18 protein-coding genes and 2 pseudogenes are annotated in these 20,352 nt (G+C 63.4%); 11 read left to right on the forward strand and 9 right to left on the reverse strand.

The genetic code is table 11. The features are described from left to right. The first annotated feature begins 15 nt into the window (after positions 1-15). A complete protein-coding gene (locus JG746_RS22910; protein ID WP_202354790.1) occupies positions 16-375 on the forward strand; it encodes a DUF423 domain-containing protein in 360 nt (119 codons plus the stop codon). Between the two features lie 15 nt (positions 376-390). Here the strand turns inward: JG746_RS22910 and JG746_RS22915 are convergent, their stop codons facing one another. Both JG746_RS22915 and JG746_RS22920 read right to left on the reverse strand, forming a co-directional pair. After that, positions 391-540 (reverse strand): hypothetical protein, encoded by a 150-nt coding sequence (locus tag JG746_RS22915; RefSeq protein ID WP_202354791.1) that lies wholly within the window; start codon positions 538-540, stop codon positions 391-393. A gap of 55 nt (positions 541-595) precedes the next feature. Next, a complete protein-coding gene (locus tag JG746_RS22920) occupies positions 596-739 on the reverse strand; it encodes a hypothetical protein (protein WP_202354792.1) in 144 nt (47 codons plus the stop codon). Between the two features lie 163 nt (positions 740-902). Between JG746_RS22920 and JG746_RS22925 the strand changes: the two genes are divergently transcribed. Then, positions 903-1,979 (forward strand): LacI family DNA-binding transcriptional regulator, encoded by a 1,077-nt coding sequence (locus JG746_RS22925; RefSeq protein WP_202354793.1) that lies wholly within the window; start codon positions 903-905, stop codon positions 1,977-1,979. Between the two features lie 12 nt (positions 1,980-1,991). Here the strand turns inward: JG746_RS22925 and JG746_RS22930 are convergent, their stop codons facing one another. Next, positions 1,992-3,212 (reverse strand): OpgC family protein, encoded by a 1,221-nt coding sequence (locus JG746_RS22930; RefSeq protein ID WP_202354794.1) that lies wholly within the window; start codon positions 3,210-3,212, stop codon positions 1,992-1,994. Between the two features lie 201 nt (positions 3,213-3,413). Between JG746_RS22930 and JG746_RS22935 the strand changes: the two genes are divergently transcribed. Further along, positions 3,414-4,073 carry an alpha/beta hydrolase gene (locus JG746_RS22935; protein ID WP_202354795.1) on the forward strand — a complete coding sequence of 220 codons (660 nt, stop codon included), beginning with the start codon at positions 3,414-3,416 and terminating at the stop codon, positions 4,071-4,073. A 30-nt stretch (positions 4,074-4,103) separates the two neighbouring features. Here JG746_RS22935 and JG746_RS22940 read toward each other — a convergent pair whose 3' ends face one another. Beyond that, a complete protein-coding gene (locus JG746_RS22940) occupies positions 4,104-4,724 on the reverse strand; it encodes a TetR/AcrR family transcriptional regulator C-terminal domain-containing protein (RefSeq protein ID WP_202354796.1) in 621 nt (206 codons plus the stop codon). A gap of 78 nt (positions 4,725-4,802) precedes the next feature. Between JG746_RS22940 and tet the strand changes: the two genes are divergently transcribed. The 3 genes and pseudogenes from tet to JG746_RS37230 form a co-directional block, all read left to right on the forward strand. Beyond that, positions 4,803-5,993 (forward strand): Tet(A)/Tet(B)/Tet(C) family tetracycline efflux MFS transporter, encoded by a 1,191-nt coding sequence (gene tet, locus JG746_RS22945; protein WP_202354797.1) that lies wholly within the window; start codon positions 4,803-4,805, stop codon positions 5,991-5,993. 16 nt (positions 5,994-6,009) lie between these two features. Next, a pseudogene (locus tag JG746_RS37225) lies at positions 6,010-6,595 on the forward strand (toxic anion resistance protein); the annotation flags it as partial. Next, positions 6,588-6,844: pseudogene (locus JG746_RS37230) on the forward strand (hypothetical protein); the annotation flags it as partial. The pseudogenes JG746_RS37225 and JG746_RS37230, both read left to right, overlap by 8 nt. 3 nt (positions 6,845-6,847) lie before the next feature. Here the strand turns inward: JG746_RS37230 and sthA are convergent. Beyond that, positions 6,848-8,236: a Si-specific NAD(P)(+) transhydrogenase gene (sthA, locus tag JG746_RS22955; RefSeq protein ID WP_202354798.1), complete on the reverse strand. Its 1,389-nt coding sequence runs from the start codon at positions 8,234-8,236 to the stop codon at positions 6,848-6,850. A 210-nt stretch (positions 8,237-8,446) separates the two neighbouring features. Between sthA and JG746_RS22960 the strand changes: the two genes are divergently transcribed. From JG746_RS22960 to JG746_RS22970, 3 genes are all read left to right on the forward strand, one after another. Then, positions 8,447-8,917 (forward strand): RDD family protein, encoded by a 471-nt coding sequence (locus JG746_RS22960; protein ID WP_202354799.1) that lies wholly within the window; start codon positions 8,447-8,449, stop codon positions 8,915-8,917. 140 nt (positions 8,918-9,057) lie between these two features. Next, positions 9,058-9,822, forward strand: a complete 765-nt coding sequence (locus JG746_RS22965) for an arginyltransferase (RefSeq protein WP_010915563.1) — start codon at positions 9,058-9,060, stop codon at positions 9,820-9,822. A 128-nt stretch (positions 9,823-9,950) separates the two neighbouring features. Next, positions 9,951-10,847: a DMT family transporter gene (locus JG746_RS22970; protein WP_202354800.1), complete on the forward strand. Its 897-nt coding sequence runs from the start codon at positions 9,951-9,953 to the stop codon at positions 10,845-10,847. A gap of 12 nt (positions 10,848-10,859) precedes the next feature. Here JG746_RS22970 and JG746_RS22975 read toward each other — a convergent pair whose 3' ends face one another. Both JG746_RS22975 and parC read right to left on the reverse strand, forming a co-directional pair. Beyond that, positions 10,860-12,074, reverse strand: coding sequence for an AI-2E family transporter (locus JG746_RS22975; protein ID WP_202354801.1), 1,215 nt, complete (start codon positions 12,072-12,074; stop codon positions 10,860-10,862). A 279-nt stretch (positions 12,075-12,353) separates the two neighbouring features. Further along, positions 12,354-14,606: a DNA topoisomerase IV subunit A gene (gene parC, locus JG746_RS22980; protein WP_202354802.1), complete on the reverse strand. Its 2,253-nt coding sequence runs from the start codon at positions 14,604-14,606 to the stop codon at positions 12,354-12,356. Between the two features lie 338 nt (positions 14,607-14,944). Between parC and JG746_RS22985 the strand changes: the two genes are divergently transcribed. After that, complete coding sequence (locus JG746_RS22985; RefSeq protein ID WP_202354803.1) at positions 14,945-16,135, forward strand: hypothetical protein; 1,191 nt, start codon at positions 14,945-14,947, stop codon at positions 16,133-16,135. 117 nt (positions 16,136-16,252) lie between these two features. Here the strand turns inward: JG746_RS22985 and aspS are convergent, their stop codons facing one another. Both aspS and JG746_RS22995 read right to left on the reverse strand, forming a co-directional pair. Next, entirely contained in the window at positions 16,253-18,043 is a 1,791-nt protein-coding gene (gene aspS / locus JG746_RS22990) for an aspartate--tRNA ligase (RefSeq protein ID WP_202359445.1), read from the reverse strand. A gap of 139 nt (positions 18,044-18,182) precedes the next feature. Next, positions 18,183-18,941, reverse strand: a complete 759-nt coding sequence (locus tag JG746_RS22995) for a DeoR/GlpR family DNA-binding transcription regulator (protein WP_202354804.1) — start codon at positions 18,939-18,941, stop codon at positions 18,183-18,185. Between the two features lie 112 nt (positions 18,942-19,053). On the opposite strand from JG746_RS22995, the gene JG746_RS23000 reads away from it, so the two are divergent. Further along, complete coding sequence (locus JG746_RS23000) at positions 19,054-20,283, forward strand: MFS transporter (RefSeq protein ID WP_202354805.1); 1,230 nt, start codon at positions 19,054-19,056, stop codon at positions 20,281-20,283. Positions 20,284-20,352 lie beyond the last annotated feature (69 nt).

The raw sequence follows: 20,352 nt of genomic DNA on the forward strand, positions 1-20,352 counted from the left end.
AGAGGGACAGCCGACATGAATTCCACCGAACCCAGCCGCGCCCTCGTGCTTGCCGGCGGTCTCGTCGGCGCGGCGGGCGTGGCGCTGTCGGCAGCGGCCGCGCATCGCGGCGGCGCCTTCACCGGCACGGCCGCGTCGTTCCTCCTGATGCACGCGCCGGTCTTCCTCGCCGTCGGCCTCATCGGCGCGAATCGCTGCCTGCGGATCGCCAGCCTCGTCCTGCTTGCCGGGCTCGTGCTTTTCGCGGGCGATCTCCTCGCCCGCGACTTCCTCGGATCGAGACTGTTTCCGATGTCGGCGCCGATCGGTGGCACCCTGCTCATCGCCGGCTGGCTGGGAGTAGCGATTTCCGCCTTGGTGCGTCCGCGTTCCTGAGGCCTACAGCCAGGATCAATCCCTGAGGCGTTCGGTGCGGATCCAGAGATCGCGATTGCGTGCGGCCGGCTTCGTCAGGCGCCGCACCTCCGGCCGCTCGGCGGCCGGAGCGATGCCCCAGTAGTTGCGATAGATGTCCTCGAACAGATGCTTGATGGGATGCATGGGCTTTCTCCCTTCGGATTGAATCGATCCAATGACTGAGCAAAAAACACCTCGCTCAACTGCGGTTGCGCTCCACAAGGAAGCGAAAGTCGCGAATCCATGGGCCGGTCCTGTCACGGCGCCTGGAACTGTTGGCGCCCGACCTGATGCTCCAGTCGTTGCGATAGATGTCTTCGAACAGATAATTGACGGGATGCATGGCGCACCTCCCCTAGACTATTGCGGGAGAACAAATCCCCCTCTTGGATCGATTCAAACATAGGCCTGCGGGCACCTCCAGTCAAGCAAAATTTGAATCGATCCAACAAAAGTGCTAGATGCAAATCCGGAACGTGCTAAATGCATGTCAGGAGGCACGCACAATGGCGTCACTCACCGCAGGCAATCCAAGGCCCGTCCGGCTGGCCGACATCGCCAAGGCAGCCGGCGTTTCGCACGGCACCGCGTCCAACGTCTTCAGCCGCCCCGAGATCGTGCGCGAGGAAGTCCGCGAACGGGTCAAGGCAGCAGCCGAAGCGATGGGCTATGGCGGGCCGGATCCCAAAGGGCGATTGCTGCGGGCCGGCAAGGTCAACGCCATTGGCGTCGCCACGGCCGAGCCCCTCTCCTACTTCTTCGACGATCCGTTCGCGCGGGTCATGATGGCGGGCATCTCGCAGGCCTGCGACGCAACAGGAGCCGGCATCTCGCTGGTCTCGGCCGCCAATAACGAGCAGCTTGCCTGGAACATCCAGAGCGCCCTCGTCGACGGTTTCATCGTCTTCTGTATCGAAGGCGGTTCGCGCCTGGTGCAATTGGCACGCGAGCGCAAACTGCCTTTCGTGGCGCTCGACCTCGCTTCCGAAGATGGGTCGGTCGCGACAATCGGCATCGACAATGTCGCTGGTGCCGCCATGGCGGCGCGCCATCTCACCGACCTTGGGCACCGTCGCTTTGCCGTGCTGGCGCTGCAGTTTGCCGACGGCAGGACAGGCCCCGTTTCCCCAGAGCAGGTGCAGACCGCGGTTTATGCAGGAACGCGAGACCGTCTCACCGGCTATTTCCAGGAGCTTTCGCGGGTCGGCGTCGACACATCCAAAGTCCCGGTCTACGAAACCGCCAACGATGCGGCCAGTACGATCGCAGGGCTGGAGACCATCTTCGGCGCCGCCGAACCGCCTACGGCGATCCTGGCGATGTCGGACAGGATGGCTCTGGTGGCGCTCGAATGGCTGAGCGCGCGCAAGCTGAACGTCCCCGGTGACGTTTCGATCGTCGGGTTCGATGGCGTTCCGGAGGCTGCGGTGTCCGAGCCGCCATTGACCACCGTCGCCCAACCGATTGCCGAGATCGGCCGTCTCGCCGTCAAGGCGATCCTGGAAAACGACGGCACGGCAAATCGCCGGCAACTGCCTGTCGAACTGATCGTGCGGGCCTCATCGGCTCCGCCGCGCGGCTGAACCGCCCGCCGGTTAGCGATTGGCCCTTGCTACCGCCGAGATGCCGAAAGACGTACGGACCGGCATGACGTCCTTTTGCGCCGCGCGAACCTTGCCAGAGCCGCCGATGGTCGACAGCCATTCGAGATAGAAGGCGAGCGCGAACTGCATGGCTATGCCGGCCGACAGCAGCAGGCTGTCATAGGCAAGCCCGCCCGGATTGATCAGTTTCATCACCTGCGCGACCATGGCGATCACCGTGCCGGCGATGAAGACCGGCAGCGAGCGCTTGCCCAGAATCGCCAGCGGATGGTCCGGGCTGGTGCGGAACAGGTTCGACAGCGCCGGCAAGGCGACGATCAGGTAGCTGACCGCCAGTATATGCAACAGACGCGGCAGCGACAGGAAGGTCTTGTCGAAGCCGCCGATCACCACGGGCAGCTTGAACCAGGTTATCTGCCCCCAGAGCGGACTGTGTACCCAGATCAGCGCCGCTGCCACATAGGCCGCGGCCGCGCCGACCAGCCAGCGGTTGACCGGAATGACGCCGCCGCGCCGGACATGCAGCATGGCCGCCACGCCGATGTTGAACAGGAACTGCCAAGACAGTGGGTTCAGAAACCAGAAGCCGGGCTCGGGATAGTTGGGCGGGGCGATCTGCCAGATGCCGGCGAAGAACCACAGCGCACCGGAGGCGACAAGTGCGGCGACCGGCCGGGAGCTGATGAACAGGACGAAGGCCGGAGCCATCAGGAGCAACACAGCATAGACCGGCAGGATGTTGTTGTAGCCAAGCTGATGGCCGAGCGTGACGATGCCAACCAGCCCTTCCGGCGTGTTCTTCATCAATGGCTCGATGTTGATCAGTTTCAGCAGTTCCGGCCGCCTGGTGAACACTGCCACGGTGCAGAACAATGCGATCACCACCATGGTCGTGACAAGATGGGCGACGTAGAGCACGCCTGCCCGCCGCCACATCTTCAGCGTGGCCAGAAGCCGGCCACCCGGCCGGAACTTGGTGCCGTAGGCGAGCGCGACGGAGATGCCGGAAATCAGCACGAACGCCTCGGCCGCGTCCGAGAACCCGAAATTCTTGTATGTCAGCGTCTCGAACGCCGTGCCGGGCACATGGTCGATGAAAATGACAATCAGCGCCAAAGCGCGCAGCACATCGATACGCGTATCGCGTTCGGGGATACGCGGGTCGCGATCCGGGATACGCAAATCGCGATCCGACAAAACAGGGGTAGTCATCGACAAAAGGCCTCAAAGCTGGTTGTTCATGTCCAGCAATGCGACCCCCGACGCACCGCTTCGATTCCTCCCACGCGGAGTATATCGGCGCATAAACGGGCCGGAATGCGCCTGGTTCAATCAACTTTCGCGGAGCGTGAAAATATTGCGTTTTGAAGCCGGCAAATTGAGCGGAACCTCATATAATCAAGAGGATGCGGGATGATCGGCGACAGCATCGAAAACGGCCCCCTGCTCACGGATCTGGCCTTTGCCTATCGCCTGCTGGGTGCCGACAAGGGCGGCCGCGAATGCCTGTTCCTGTTGCATGGATCGGGTGTGGACGAGACCACTTTGGTGCCGCTGGCAAGACGGATCGCACCCGGCGTCACGCTGGTGGCGGTGCGCGGCCGCATCCCGCAGGAAGACGGTTTTCGCTGGTTCGAGCGGATAGACCCGACGCGCTTCGAACAGAAGAGCATCCTCGCCGAAACCGCTGCCTTCGCGGCATTCGCGCGCGAGGCCGCCAGCCGCCATGGGCTCGATCTCGCCAGCACAACATTTCTTGGCTATTCGAACGGCGCCAATCTGGTTTCCAGCCTGATGCTGCTTCATCCAGGCATCGTTCGCAGGGCAGCCCTGCTGAGGCCGATGCCGGTGCTCGACCATGTGCCGGCGACGGATCTTGCGGGAACAAGGACGCTGATCATCGCAGGCGCCTCAGACGAGACTTACGGGCCCTTCGCCCCGGCGCTCGTGACGCTGCTCAGCCGGCACCAGTCCGAGGTCGACGCCCGGATCCTTCCGTCGGGCCATGAAATCGGCGATCCGGACGCCGCGATCGTCAGGCACTGGCTGGCGGGATCGGCGGCGAGCCCATGAGCTGACAGGTCCCGAGCGGGACCGTCCCGGTCAGCGCGCTGACGCCAGACGCGCCTCCGTTCCGGCAATCAGCAGGGCAAGCCCACTTTCGAACAGCGCTTCATGGCCGCCGGCACGATAGTGAGCCAAGGCTTGCCGCAACAGCGGATAATCCTGTGCTGCGGCGTCCAGCGCCTCGCCCCGCCCCGGGCCGGTCGGATATTCGGCCTGCTCCTCCATCACGCAGCCGACCGTGTAGCGGCCGATCGTCATCAAGAGTTCCATCGCCGGGACGGGGGACATGCCCTCGCCTGCGAAAAATTCCAGCAACCCCTCGAAATGCGCGAGTTCCGTCGGGTCGGCTTCCGTGCCGGCATGCACGCGCGCGCCATCGCGATAGGCGATCAGCGCGCCGCGAAAACTGCGGGCGTTGCTGCGAACGAAGTCCTGCCAGGCCTCGCCTGGCCGCGGCGTCCGATGCTCATGGCCGCGCCGCAGGATTTCCTCGTTCATCGCGTCAAGCAAAGCCCGCTTGTTCCTGAAATGCCAGTAAAGTGCCGGCTGCTGGACCTTGAGGCGCTGCGCCAGCAGGCGTGTCGAAAGGGCATCGATGCCGACTTCGTTGAGCAGCTTCAACGCTTCGTCGACGATCAGAGTCTTGTCCAGTTTCATGCGAATCCCTCCGGCTTGCGCGGTCAATTTATCAGTGATAAATGCCCCTTATCAACGATAAATTTTGAGAGTACAGCTATGAGAAAAGCCTATCTGGTGGTGCTGATGGCGATGGCACTCGATGCCGTGGGCATCGGGCTGATCATGCCGGTGTTGCCCGGCCTGTTGCGCGAAGTCGGTCATGTCGAAGACATAGGCTGGATCTTCGGCGCTTTCCTGTCCGCCTATGCCGCCATGCAGGTGCTTTTCTCGCCGCTGCTCGGCGCCCTGTCGGATCGTTATGGCCGCCGGCCGGTGCTACTCGTCTCGCTGGCGGGGTCGATGGCGGACTATCTGTTCATGGCCTTCGCGCCATCGCTGCCGCTGCTCTTCGTCGGCCGGCTGATCGCTGGTATCACCGGTGCCAGCATGGCTGTGGCATCAGCCTATATGGCCGACATCAGCAGCGAAGACCGCCGCGCCCGCGGCTTCGGCCATCTCAGCGCCGCCTTCGGCGTCGGCTTCATTGCCGGTCCGGCACTCGGCGGCGTGCTTGGCGATGCCTGGCTGCGCGCACCGTTTCTGGCTGCCGCGGTGCTCAATGGCATCAACCTGGTGCTGGCGTTCTTCCTGTTGCCGGAACCGGAGCGCACGCGCGGCACCGGCGAAATGACGTCCTTCAACCCGCTGGCGTCGCTGCGTTGGGCGCTGAGCTTCCCGGCCCTCTTGCCGCTGCTCGGCGCCTTTGCCGTCCTGGCCCTGGTCGGCGAGGTCGGCGGCACCACCTGGGTGCTCTACGTGCAGGACAAATTCGCTTGGGATCTTTTCACCGTCGGCATTTCGCTGGCGCTGTTCGGCCTCTTCCATGCCGGCGCCCAGGGCTTCGTTGCCGGGCCGATCGCCGAACGTTGGGGCGAAAAGGCAGCTCTGATCGTCGCCGTCCTCGCCGACTGCGCGGCCTATCTATCGATCGCAATGGCATGGCAGGGCTGGATGGTCTTCGCCCTGCTGCCGCTGTTCTGCCTCGGCGGCATCGGGGCACCGGCATTACAGTCCCTGTTGACATCACGCGTCGGCGCCGATCACCAGGGGCGGCTGCAGGGCGTGCTCACCAGCATGACCAGCCTAGTTTCGGTGTTCGGGCCGTTCGTGATCGCCACACTCTATTTCCGCACGCGGACCGTTTTTCCAGGGACGGTGTGGATCGCGGGCGCGGCGCTTTATGTTCTGTGCCTGCCGCTGCTCTTCGGTGTCCGGCGAGCCGCGCCGCAGCGGGAGGCAGCGGAATAAGTGCGACAAGAACAGCATCACGTTGCTCGACGATACTTCGCAATTGCCTGTCATCGCGGCCAATCCGGCCGAGCTCGCCAGGATTGAAACCAGCATCGACGTGCGCGACCGCGCTGCAATTTCAGTGTTCGGCGAAGGTGCCCAGCAGGCCGTCAGCGACTATGCTGACAAGATCCTGTCGCAGTTGTGCAACCGTGACCTCGGCGACGAAGGCCAAGAACCTCGATCCAACTTCGCTGAAGGATCAGGGGTTTTTGAGCAATCTGTTTTCCTCGTTCAAGGCGCGGCTGGAGCGCTTCAAGGAAAAATACGAGGACGTGGCGGGCCAGATCGACCGTATCGGCCTGGAGCTCGACCGCCATAAAGACACGCTGCGGCGCGATATCGCCGTGCTCGACGACCTCCACGAGCAGACCAAGGACTCCATCGTCAAGCTTGATGCCTATGTGCAGGCGGGTAAGAAATTCGTCGAGGACTATCGCACCAACGAATTGCCCAAGCCGAAAGCCGTGGCGGATTCGACCGGCGGCGATGTCGGCGGCACGCTGGAGGCGCAAACCTATCAGGACGCGGTGCAGGCTCTGGATCGCCTGGAAAGGCGAAATCCTCTACCCCCGGCCGACCGTCTATTCCGCGCATCCGACCCGGCGGTCGCCAGGCTACCGGAGGCGCTGACCAGCCCGAAGCTGCAGCATCTCGCCTGGTCCAAGCACGGGTTCCGCGGGCCGCTTGGCACCGGGGCGGGTGATGCCGACGCCATCGCCGGCGTTCGACCGGCGGAAATCGAAGCGGTGCTGCCGATGCCATCAGCCGACGTCCTGCTGGCACTGCTCGACCAGACGGACGGCTGAGGCTTACCCTCGCCCCATCCTGTTCCAGGCATCGAGCCCGGCGATCTTGTAAGCTTCCGCCAGTGTCGGATAGTTGAAGGTGTTGTTGACGAAGAAGTCGACCGTGCCGCCGAGATTGATGACAGCCTGGCCGATATGGATGAGTTCGGTGGCGCCCTCGCCGACGATGTGCGCGCCGAGCAGGCGGCGCGTTTCGATCGAGAACAACAGTTTCAGGAAGCCGGTGTTGACGCCCATGATGTGTCCACGCGAAGTCTCGCGAAAGCGCGCCACGCCAACCTCATAGGCGGCTCCACTCTCGCGCACCTGTTCCTCGGACTGGCCGACAGTGGAGATCTCCGGCACGGCGTAAATGCCATAGGGGAATGTTTCCGGCGGCGGAGGGAGCGGCACGCCGAAGGCGTGGCAGGCGGCCACCCTGCCCTGCTCCATCGAGGTCGAGGCAAGGCTCGGAAAGCCGATGACATCGCCGGCGGCGTAGATGTTGGGAACGTTGGTCTGAAACGTCTGCGGATCGACCTTGATGCGGCCGCGGGAGTCGGCCTCGATGCCGACCACGTCCAGCCCCAGGCTGCCGACATTGCCGGTGCGGCCGGCGGCGTAGAGCACGACCTCCGAGCGGATGGTGCGGCCATCGGCCAGTTCCACTTCGGCGGCTTCAGGCTTGGAGCGGATTTCCTTCACCGCGCTGCCCAGCCTGATCGTCATGCCGCGATCGCGCATCTGGTGGATGAAATCGTCGACGATCTCGCGGTCGACGAAATCGAGGATTGTGTTGCGCGGCTCGACCAGTGTCACCGGCACGTCGAGCGCCGAAAAGATCGTGGCGTATTCGACGCCGATGACGCCGCCGCCGATGACCGTCAGCGTGCGCGGCAGGCGGTCGAGTTCCAGCATCTCGTCGCTGTCGAAGACGCGGGTCTTGTCGAAAGGCACGTCGCGTGGCCGGTGCGGCCTGGTGCCGACCGCGATCAGCGCGTTGGCGAAGCCGACTTCGCTGTAGTCGCCATTGTCCGATGTCAGGCTGACCTTGTTGGGGCCGAGAAATTTCACCGCCGCCCGCGCGCTCTTGACCGTGTTGCGCATGAACTGGTGCTGCAGCACCTCGACCTCGTGATCGAGCGTCTTGTGCAGCCGCTCGATCAGGTCGCCGACGGAAATATCCTGCTTGACCCGATAGCCGCGTCCATAAAAACCGCGCTCGCGCCAGCCCGAGAGATTGAGCACGGTTTCGCGCAGCGTTTTGGAGGGAATGGTGCCGGTGTGCACGGAGACGCCGCCGAGACGCCGGCCGCGGTCGACGACCAGCACCGATTTGCCGAGCTTGGCCGACTGCACCGCTGCACGGCGGCCGGAGGGGCCGCTGCCGATGACCAGCATGTCATAGTCCATAGTGCCCCGTCCCTCTGCCCCTCAGCGCTTTGTTGCGCCGCAGCAAGCTAATGCCATCCACACGGCAAATTCAACCGATTCGGATTGTGTCTCGCCTCGCTCGATCCTTGTGCCCCGGGAAAACCCCGACCTTGATTCCGACACGGGCCTTCACCATTTCATTGGCGAGCGGCCCGCACCCTATGCCGGGCCCTGTTACGAGGAAATGACATGAACGCGCGCGTTCTCGACGGCGAAATCATCAACACAAGGCTTGACGATGTCAGGGCCTATGAAGGCGTGCGCACGCGGCGCATCCTGGCCTTCGTGCTCGACTACATCATCGTCGCGCTGCTCACCATTCCCTTCGCCATACTGGTGTTCTTCCTCGGGCTTTTGACCCTCGGTCTCGGCTGGATGCTGTTCGGCATCCTGGTGCCGGCCGTCGCCATCCTCTACATCTGGAACACGCTGGGCAGCGCCGACCAGGCGACCACCGGCATGAAGATGATGGGCATCCGCCTCGATCGTCTCGACGGGCGGCCGATCGACGGCCTGACCGCGGTGGTCCATTCCGTGCTGTTCTGGGCGGGCAACGTCATCCTGTCGCCGCTGGTTCTGCTGGTGACCTTGTTTTCCGATCGCAAGCGCACGCTGCACGACCTTCTGCTCGGCACGGTGGTCAGCCGCACTGGCCGTTAAAAGGCGTTTTCCAGGGGCGCTTCCGCCTCTTCGGCGCAAATGTGAAGGCATCCGCGTGCCCACACCTTCACAATCCTGTTGAATTTTTCGCTTTCCGCGCCAAAGGTAGAGCGACTCGAAGGAGTGTTTCCAAGACTTAGATGACGCAGCATCCGACCCAGTCGCCGCAGTTCTTCCTGACCGCGCCGTCGCCGTGCCCCTATCTCGACGGCCAGTTCGAGCGCAAGGTGTTCACGCATCTGGTCGGCGACAAGGCGTCGGAGATGAACGACCTCTTGACGCAAGGCGGCTTCCGGCGCTCGCAGAACATCGCCTACCGGCCGGCCTGCGAGACCTGCCGCGCCTGTGTTTCCGTGCGCATCCTCGCCCAGGAATTCACCGCCAGCCGCAACATGAAGCGCGTGTTGCAGCACAATTCCGACCTCGTCGGCGCCATGCACAATGCCGAGCCCTCGACCGAGCAGTATTCGCTGTTCCGCAGCTATCTCGATGCCCGGCACCGCCGCGGCGGCATGTCCGACATGACGGTGCTCGACTATGCCATGATGGTCGAGGACACCCATGTCGACACCAAGGTGATCGAATACCGGCGGCGCGGGCCCGACACCTTCATCACCGGCAAGGGTCAGGGTGAACTCATTGCCGTGGCGCTCACCGACAAGATGGCCGACGGCCTGTCGATGGTCTATTCCTACTTCAATCCCGAATTCGAGGAGCGTTCGCTCGGCACGTTCATGATCCTCGATCACATCGCCCGCGCCAGGGCGATGGGGCTGCCCCATGTCTACCTCGGCTACTGGGTCAACGGCTCGCGCAAGATGAATTATAAGATGCGCTTCATGCCGCAGGAGCATCTCGGCCCCAAGGGCTGGGAGCGCTACACCAACGAAGCGGTTTCACGCTGAGTTTTTCCACGATCCGCGCTTAAACAGTTTCAAGGCAGGGGATGCTGGTCTTTCAGCCGGTCGGCTGGAGAGAGTGCGCCATTGCACCGGTCAGCCGTCGGCCTGCATTTCATTGCGAAAGTTCCTGCATGTCCTCTCACCATGACCACCAGAAGGGCCTTTTGATAACCGCCATCGGCGGGCTGACGCTAACTGTCGACATACCGTTGATCCGCCTCGCCGACGGCGGCGCATGGACCATCATGCTGCTGCGCACCGGCACCACATTCGTCGCCGCCATGGTCATCTGGTCGCTCTGGCGGGCGTTGAGCCGGAACGCCCCGCCGCTTATCCCCGGCTGGTCCGGCCTGATCGTGGCGATATGCTATGGAATGACAGGGATCACCTTCGTCACCGCCGTCTATCACACCTCGACCGCCGATCTGGTGTTCATCCTTGCCTTCAACACCGTGTTCGCGGGGCTATTGTCCTGGATATTCCTGCGGGAAAGACCTCGGCTGGCGACCATCGCGGCGATGGCGATCATGATCCTCGGCGTGCTGGTCATCGTCGGCGGATCGGTCGGCACCGGCAAGCTCTTCGGCGATTTCATGGCGCTGTGCTCGGCCTTCTTCATCGCCGTCGCCATCACCATCTCGCGCGCCAGCGGCAAGGACATGGGCTTCACCTCACTCGTCGGCGTGCTCCTGCCGATGGCGCTCGCCGCCTTCATGGTGTCGGGCGAAGGCTTTCACGTGAACGCGCCCTGGTGGATCATCTTCAACGGCGCCGTCATCATGCCGATCTCGTTCTTCTGTCTTGCCGCCGGGCCGAAATACATTTCGGGGCCGGAAGTGGCGATGTTCTATCTGCTCGAAACCGTGCTGGCGCCGGTCTGGGTGTGGATGATCTTTGCCGAGACACCGACCCGCAACAGCCTGATCGGTGGCGCGATCCTGATCGTCACGCTGGTCGCCCATTCGCTCTGGCAGCTGCATGATGGCCGTAAGCGCCAGGGTGACTTCGCGGTGCACCACCCGGTTTAAGGCACGTTGGGCTTAGCTGGCCTTCTTCGCCACGCCAGGTTCCGGCACGATCTCGATCTGCGGCGGCCCGCCTTCGATTTCGGCCGCCGAGCCGGCGGCCAACTCGTCGACCAGTTCCACCTCGCGCAGCCACTCGCGCCAGATGGCGACCAGCAGCGCCATCAGCACCGGGCCGATGAACAGGCCGAGAAAACCCATCGTCTTGACGCCGCCGATCAGCCCGAAAAAGGTCGGCAGGAAGGGCAGCTTTATCGGGCCGCCGACGAGCTTCGGGCGCAGCGTCTTGTCGACGATGAACAGCTCGACCGCGCCCCACAGGAACAGCGCCAGACCGGCCATGGGCGAGCCGCTGGCGGCGAGATAAATCGAGACAAGGGTGAAGGACAATGGCGCCCCGCCGGGAATGAGCGCCATGACGCCGGTCAGCGCACCGAGCGTCACCGGCGACGGCACGCCGGCCAGCCAGTAGGCGATGCCGAGCACCAGCCCCTCGCCGATGGCGATGACGGTCATGCCGGTCACTGTCGAGGAAATGGTCGCCGGAACGACGCGCGAAATCCGCTCCCACCGCGTCGGCAGGATGCGCTCGCCGAGGCGGTCGACCTGGCCGGCAAAATGCTCGCCGTCACGATAGGCGAAGAACAGGGCGATCATCATGAACAGCAGCGTCAACAGCAGCCCAAAGGCGCTGCCGCCGGCGGCGAGCGCGCCACGATAGATGCTGCCGATATTGGCGCCGCTGATCAGCTGGATCAGTTCACCAATGCCGCCGGGATGGCCAAAATTGGTCGTCCACTGCTCGTTCAGCCAGTCGCCTATGACAGGCATGGTCGCGATCCAGTGCGGCGTCACAGCCCCGTGCCGGTTGGTCTCGATCGCCCACCCGACCCACTCGCGCACCTCGTTGATGGCGTAGGTGCCGGCAAGGGCGATCGGTATCACCAGGAAGGCGAGGATGAACAGGATGGCCAGAGTGGCGGCGATGGTGCGGTTGCCGCCGACGCCCGCCAGCAGCCGCAGGTAAAGCGGCCAGCTGGCGAAAGCGATGACAAGTGCCGCCAGCACAGGAAACAGAAAACCATGGAAGAAATAGACACCGGCGGCGACGATCAGCACCAGCAGCCAGCGCGCCGCCGACAGCGGCGGAATGACAGCCGACCGCAGCGGCGTCGACAGGCCGAACAGGCGCTGCTGCCGTTCCGGTTTCTGGTCTCTGGATTCCTTCAAACGCTCGTCTCTCTCAAGCACCCTGCCCCGTTATGCACTGATATAGTGCAGCAATCGTGACGATACTCCAAATGAGTTGGGTAATGCCGCCAATCTCCCCCATCGTGAGGGAGATGTCCGGCAGGACAGAGTGTGGCGCCGTAGAGCGCCAATGTTGATATTCTGAGATCAAGAACCGAGACAGGTGTTGGAGGCCGTCACTATTCGATACGCCCGCGGGACAGCGCCCCCCCCTCTGGCCTGCCGGACATCTCCCCCACGAGGGGGGAGATCGCAGCTTCAACCAAACTTTCCAGTCCTCGGGAATCCCTTAGGCACCATGCGACCGGCCGACGCCCGGGCGCCGATCCATTCGGCCAGTTCCTCGCGCGACCTCGTGAAGGTGCGGTCGGCTGAATCCTGCCAGGACAGACCCGTTTCCAAAGTGAACGGCTTGAGATCGAGCAGGCCGCCATCCTTGTATTTCTGCAGCCGCACGCCCTTGCCGCGGCCCATTTCGGGGATTTCGGAAAGCGCGAACACCAGCATTTTGCGGTTCTCGCCGACGATGGCCAGATGATCGCCGGTGACCGGCACGCAGCGCTTGGCCTCGTCCGGCGCCTTGACGTTCATCACCTGCTTGCCCTTGCGGGTGTTGGCGACGACTTCCTCCTCCGGCACGATGAAGCCATTGGCGTCATAGGAGGCCAGCAGCAGCTTGCGCTTGGGATCGTGGACGAAGGCGGTGACGATGTCCTGGTCATTGTCCATGTCGACGATGATGCGGATCGGCTCGCCATGGCCGCGCCCACCCGGCAGCCTGTCGGCGCCGATTGTGTAGAACTTGCCGCCGGTGGTGAAGACCAGCACCTTGTCGGTGGTCTGCGCATGGAAGGCGAGCTTGAGGCTGTCGCCTTCCTTGAAGGTCAGCGTCGAAAGGTCGGCCAGATGCCCCTTCATCGCCCGCAGCCAGCCTTTTTCCGAAACCACCACGGTGACCGGCTCGCGCTCGATCATGGCGTGGGCGATGTCGGTCAAATCGTGTTCGGGTGCATCGGCGAACTGGGTGCGGCGCTTGCCGAGTTCGGTCTCCGGCCCGAACTTGTCCCGGATGTTGGTGACTTCCCACTTGATCGTCGACCATTGCTTGGCATCCGACGCCAGCAGCGCCTCGATCTGCTTCTTCTCCGCGCTCAGGCCGTCGAATTCCTTGCGGATCTCGAACTCTTCCAGCTTGCGCAAGGCGCGCAGGCGCATGTTGAGGATGGCCTCGGCCTGGTTGTCGGTGAGCGACCAGCGGGCCATCATCACCTGCTTGGGCTCATCCTCCTCGCGGATGATCTTGATCACCTCGTCGATGTTCAGATAGGCGATCAGGTAGCCGGCAAGGATCTCCAGCCGTCTTTCGATTTCGCCCAGCCGATGTTTCGAGCGGCGGATGAGCACGTCACGGCGGTGGTCGAGCCATTCCTGCAGCACGCCCTTCAACGACAGGACGTTAGGCACCTTGCCGCGCGACAGCACATTCATGTTGAGCGGAAAGCGGCTTTCAAGCTCGGTGAGTTTGAACAGCGATTCCATCAGAATGCCCGGGTCGACGGAACGGCTTTTCGGCACCAGCACGACGCGGATGTCCTCGGCGCTTTCGTCCCTGATGTCCTCGAGCAGCGGCAATTTGCGGGCCATCAACAGCTCGGCGATCTTCTCGATCAGCCGCGCCTTCTGCACGCCATAGGGGATTTCGGTGACGACGATGCTCCAGGTGCCCCTGCCCTGGTCCTCCTGGCTCCACTTCGACCGCACGCGAAAACCGCCGCGCCCGGTCTCGTAGGCTTCGAGGATGGAGGCGCGGCTGTCGACGATGATGCCGCCGGTCGGGAAATCCGGGCCCTGGACGAAATCCATCAGCTTGGCCACCGGCGCATCCCGGTGCTCGATCAGGTGCAATGCCGCGTCGCAGAGCTCGGCCGCGTTGTGCGGCGGGATCGATGTCGCCATGCCGACGGCGATGCCGGACGAGCCGTTGGCCAGGAGGTTCGGGAAGGCGCCGGGGAGCACCACCGGCTCCTCGTCCTCCTCATTGTAGGTCGGCCGATAATCGACGGCGTCCTCGGTGATGCCGGAAAGCAGTTCGGTCGCCACGTCGGTCATGCGCGCTTCGGTGTAGCGCATGGCGGCGGCGTTATCGCCGTCGATGTTGCCGAAATTGCCCTGTCCGTCGACCAGGGGATAGCGCATCGAGAAATCCTGCGCCAACCGCACCAGCGCATCGTAGATCGACTGGTCGCCATGCGGATGGAACTTGCCCATGACCTCGCCGACGATGCGGGCGCATTTGGCAAAACCCTGGTCGGGGTTGAGCCTGAGCAGCCGCATGGCGTGCATGATGCGGCGATGGACCGGTTTCAGCCCGTCGCGAACATCGGGCAGCGCCCGGTGCATGATGGTCGACAGCGCATAGGCGAGATAGCGCTCTTCCAGCGCCTTCTTCAGATCGACCGGTTCAATGTGATCGCCACCGCCATCTTGAGGCGGCAAAAGCCTTTTTCCCATGGGCTGGGACTAGCCGAGCGGGTGATTCGCGGCAAGAGGCGCGCACCGGACCGGTCGACTTGTGCGCTTTTCTGCAACAGGAAACTGCAGGGCCGCGCTTGCGGGCCAACATCAATCTGTTACATGCCACATCTATTGCGAAGCACTATAATGCTCGACGGCCCGACCTTCATGCCAAATTCACCGCATTCTGCAATAGCGTTCGGGTCGGGTTTGCCTTTCGCCGCGATTTTCGACCATTGTGCCGGGACACGCCTTTTTCCCGTCCAGTTCGTCACGGAATGGTGATGGCGCCAAGAATTGAAAAACAATTTCAGGACACTCTCAGGGACCTTGCGATGACAATCAAACGCTCAACTCTCCGGAAATTCGCTCTTTCGACCTTCTTGTTCACACTGCCGCTGAATGCGGCCCTTGCCCAGGACGCCGCGGTTGCCGACCGGCTGAAGGCGGCGCTGGCGGCCCAGGGTGTCGACATCTCCTGGACCGGCGTGACCGGCGACAACACCAGCATGGTGCTGCAGGGCGTTGCCATCAAGCCGGCGGCGGAAAAGGAAGCCCTCCCCATTGGCGACGTGAAGCTCGAGAACGTGACCGCGGCCAATGGCGGCTTCGACATCGGCACCGTCTCGACCTCGGCCTTCGAACACGCCAAGGACGGCGTCACGCTCAGTCTCAGCCCCTTCGTCATCCATGACATGACAGTTCCGGCCGATGGCGCCACCGGCCCGCTGGGCTCGCTGATGATGTATAAGTCGGCCGAACTCTCGAACATGACGGTCAAGGTCGCCGACAAGACCGCCTTCTCGATGGACGGGCTTGCCGTCGAGATCACGCCGCCGGCGGACGGCAAGGCGATGGAATTCACCGCCAACACGGAAAAGTTCAACGCCGACCTGACACTGGTCGACGATCCCAAGTCCAAGGAAGTCATCAACGCCCTCGGCTACCAGAACATCTCCGGCAATCTCGAGATGGCCGGCACCTGGCAGCCCTCGGACGGCAAGATGGAACTGTCGAAATACGACATCTCCGTCGAGAATGCCGGCACGCTTGGCATGACCTTCGACCTCGGCGGCTACACGGTCGACTTCATCAAGTCGCTGCAGGAAATGCAGAAGAAGATGGCCGCACAGCCGGAAGGCGCCGACAATTCGGCGCAAGGCATGGCCATGCTCGGCCTGTTGCAGCAGCTTTCCTTCAACAGCGCCTCGATCCGCTTCGACGACGATTCGCTGACCGGCAAGGTGCTGGAATATGTCGGCAAGCAGCAGGGCATGTCGGCCAAGGACATCGCCAACCAGGCCAAGGCGATCGTGCCGTTCGGCATGGCGCAGCTCAACAATCCGGAGTTGACGGCGCAAGTGACGGCGGCGGTCAGCAAATATCTCGACGATCCGAAGAGCCTCGAAATCTCGGCCGAGCCGCCGGCATCGGTGCCGTTCGCGCTGATCATGGCCGGCGCCATGTCCAATCCGCTCGACCTGCCGAAGACGCTCGGCGTCAGCGTCAAGGCGAACGAAGACTGATCGAACGGCCTCAAGGCCAACAAAAAGCCCGGCAGCGATGCCGGGCTTTTTTGCTGGATTATCGAATCGAAAGAATCGGTTCCGGCGGGTTTTTAAAGTACCGCCCGAAGTTCGCGATCAAGCGTCCTTCTTGGTCGGCGCGACACGCAGCGCCAACTCGCGAAGCTGCTGCGGCGAGGCTTCCGACGGCGCGTTCATCAACAGGTCATAGGCCTGCTGGTTCATCGGGAACATGGTGATCTCGCGCAGGTTCTTGGCGCCGACCAGCAGCATGACGACACGGTCAATGCCGAACGCCGCGCCGCCATGCGGCGGCGCGCCGTATTGGAAGGCGCGGTAGAGGCCACCGAAGCGCTCCTCGACCGTCTGACGGTCCAGGCCGACCATCTCGAAGGCCTTGACCATGGTTTCCGGCAGGTGGTTGCGGATGCCGCCCGATGCAATCTCGAAGCCGTTGCACACGGCGTCGTACTGGAACGCCTTGATGCCGAGCGGCTCCTGGTTGTTGAGCGCATCGATGCCGCCCTGCGGCATGGAGAACGGGTTGTGGGCGAAGTCGATCTTCTTCTCCTCCTCGTTCCATTCGAAGAACGGGAAGTCGACAATCCAGCACAATTCGAAGCGTTCGCGGTCGACGAGGTTCAGTTCCTCGCCGGCACGCGTGCGCGCCGCGCCCGCGAAGGTGACGAATTTCTTCGGATCGCCGGCAACGAAGAAGGCGGCGTCGCCATCGGCAAGGCCAAGCTGCTGGCGGATCGCCTCGGTGCGTTCCTCGCCGATGTTCTTGGCGAGCGGTCCGGCGCCTTCAAGCTTGTCACCTTCCTTGCGCCAGAAGATATAGCCCAACCCCGGCTGGCCCTCGCCCTGGGCCCAGGAATTCATACGGTCGCAGAAGGCGCGGCTGCCGCCGGTCTTGGCCGGAATGCCCCACACCTCGGCCTTCGCATCGTTGGCCAGGATGTTGGCGAACACCTTGAAGCCGGAATCGCGGAAATGATCGGAGACGGCCTGCATGACGATCGGGTTGCGCAGGTCCGGCTTGTCGGAGCCGTATTTGCGCATCGCGACGTCATAAGGGATGCGCGGCCAGTCCTTGGTCACCGGCTTGCCGTTGGCGAAGGCCTCGAAGACGGAGGTCATTACCGGCCCCATGGTGGACAACACTTCGTCCTGCTCGACGAAGCTCATTTCGAGGTCGAGCTGGTAGAATTCGCCGGGCAGGCGGTCAGCGCGCGGATCCTCGTCGCGGAAGCAGGGCGCGATCTGGAAATAGCGGTCGAAGCCCGACACCATGATCAGCTGCTTGTACTGCTGCGGCGCCTGCGGCAGCGCGTAGAACGTGCCGGGATGGATACGCGACGGCACCAGGAAGTCGCGCGCACCTTCCGGCGACGACGCGGTCAGGATCGGCGTCGAGAATTCAGTGAAGCCGACCTCGCCCATGCGCTTGCGCATCTCGGCGATAATCTTGGTGCGCGCCACGATGTTTTTGTGCAGCGTGTCGCGGCGCAAATCGAGGAAGCGGTATTTCAGCCTGATGTCCTCGGGATAGTCCGGCTCGCCGAACACCGGCAGCGGCAATTCCTTGGCCGCCGACAGCACCTCGATCTCGCGGGCGAAAATCTCGATCTCACCAGTCGGCAGGTTGGCGTTGACCGTCTCCGGCAGGCGCGCCTTGACCTCACCATCGACGCGAATGACCCATTCGCCGCGAACGGTCTCGGCGACCTTGAAGGCAGGCGAATCGGGATCGGCGACGATCTGGGTCAGCCCGTAATGGTCGCGCAGGTCGATGAAGAGCAGGCCGCCATGGTCGCGCACGCGATGCACCCAGCCCGACAGGCGAACGGAATTGCCCACGTCGCTCTTTCTCAACTGGGCACAGGTGTGGCTGCGGTAACGGTGCATGGTCATTGCTGAAGTCCGGGGTGCTGGGTGGCAGGCCAAAGCATCAAAGCCCGGCCCAAAATTTGCGCGAAAAGCGCATGGGAGGCCGGATTTGTCAAGGCAAGCGGGCAATCCCCATGCCCGGCATGCCGCGGAGCCTTCAGGCGAAGTGGATTTCGGCGCCCTGGCGTTCGAAATCGGCGAGGATGGCGGACGGCGCGGTCTTCTCGACGACCAGGTGGCGGATCGCCTCCGCACCGGCGACGCGATAAGGCGCCGCGGTGGCCAGCTTGTCGTTGGTGACGGCGATGACGATGCCAGCGCTATTCCTGGCCATGGCCCGTTTCACCTCCGCCTCCGCCGAATCGAACGCCGTCACGCCTCGCGAGGCATCGAGACCGCAGGAGCCCAAGATAAACAGGTCCGCGCCAAGCTGCGAGACGGCGGCAAGGGTGTCGGCGCCGACACAAGCGCCGAGGTGGCGGTCGAACCTGCCGCCAAGTACAATCAGCTCGATCAGGGCGTGGTCTGACAAGGCCGAGGCAACTTCGAGCGAATTGGTGGCGACGGTCAGATCGAGGTCGCGCGGGATGGCCCTGGCAATCGCGGCATTGGTCGTGCCGCTGTCGATGAACAAAGTCTGTCCGCGCGCGAGCAATGCCACAGTCACGCGGGCCAGCCGCGTCTTCTCTTCGACCGCATGGCTGGCGCGCAGGCCGACCGGCGTTGTCGCGAAAGGCGCCGGCGCCACCGCGCCGCCATAGACCCGGCGACAATGCCCGGCTTTCGCCAGTTCCCTGAGGTCGCGGCGCACCGTGTCTTCCGAAACGCTGAAGCGGCTCGCCAGTTCGCCGGCCAGCACCCTTCCCTCGGCCGCAAGGCGATCGCGGATGATTTGATGCCGCTCATCGGTAAGCATTGCATGATCCTGTTTTCTTCATGCACGTTCTTGCATGATTTGCACGATTATGCAAGAAGCGGACATTCCAGGCGGCGATCACCGCCAGATCTCTCGCCCTGAAAGCATCGCCATGACCTTTGGCCTCAACCTTGCCCCGCAACACCGCGTCTATGCGGGGTTTGCGATCTATTCCTTCGCCATGGGCAACATTTTTCCACGGCTGCCCGATATCAAGCACGCCATGGGCATCGGTGACGGCACGCTCGGCCTCGCCCTGATCGGAACACCGATCGGCACCTTGACGGCGCTGACGCTGGCGACGCCGCTGCTCGAGCGAGTCGGCTTCCGCCGCGCGCTGCTTGCCCTGGTTCCGCTGCTGGCGCTTGCCTATGCCGTCGCGGTGCACGCGCCGGGTCCGCTGGCGCTGTTCCTGATGCTGTTGCCGGTCGGACTGATGATCGGCAGCATCGAGATCATGCTCAATGTCGAGGCCGACCGGACCGAATTCCTGGTCAAGCGCCGTATCATGAACCGCGCGCATTCGTTCTGGAGCATTGGCTTTTTCGGCGCCGGCCTGTTCGGCGGAGCACTTGCGCATCTCGGCATATCGCCGCAACTGCATCTGGCGCTGATCGTGCCGATCGTCGCGATCTCGATGGCACTGTTCCTCGGCGGTTACCAGCCGGCGCCAAGCCGTTTCGCCGGCACCGGCGAGAAAGTACCCGTGCTGGCGCGGCCGACGCTGCCGATCCTCGTCCTCGTTGCGGTGACGCTCTCGGCGATGCTGATGGAAGGCGCCAGCATCGACTGGTCGGCGATCTACATGCGCACCGTGTTCGAATCCGGCCCTTTCGTCGCCGGCTTCACCGTGGCGCTGTTCGCCTTTTCCCAGGCAACCACGCGCTTCTTCGCCGACAGTTTCGTCGACCGCCATTCGCCGAGCGCCGTGGCGCGGGTGCTGCTGGCGATGATGGCGGCCGGCGTGGCGATTGTTTTTTTCTCGCCCGCGCCGTTCGTCTCCATGCTGGGCTTTGCTCTTCTGGGGATCGGCACCAGCGCCCTCTTCCCCCTGGCGATCTCGGCCGCTGCCCAGCGGACGGACCGGCCGGCGGCGATCAATGTCGCGGCGCTGTCGCAGATCTCCTTCGTCGCCTTCCTGCTCGGCCCGCCGCTGCTCGGCTTCGTCTCCGACCATTGGGGCATCCGTTCGGCCTTCGGCATCGGCATCCCGTTCATCATCCTCAGCCTGCTGACCGCAGGATCGCTCGGCCGGCGGCCGGCCACCGGAAAATCCGCGCCAGCGGACGAAGCGATCGAACCGGCGCGGGACAAGGTACTTGCACGGACAACTGAGGGGTGAAGGGCGTCTCCGCCGTCACGGACAGGACTGACGGCCGGTTGAGATCGCGTCGCCAAACTGACGTTGGCA

This window comes from Mesorhizobium sp. 113-3-3, from assembly GCF_016756495.1.
GTDB lineage: Bacteria > Pseudomonadota > Alphaproteobacteria > Rhizobiales > Rhizobiaceae > Mesorhizobium.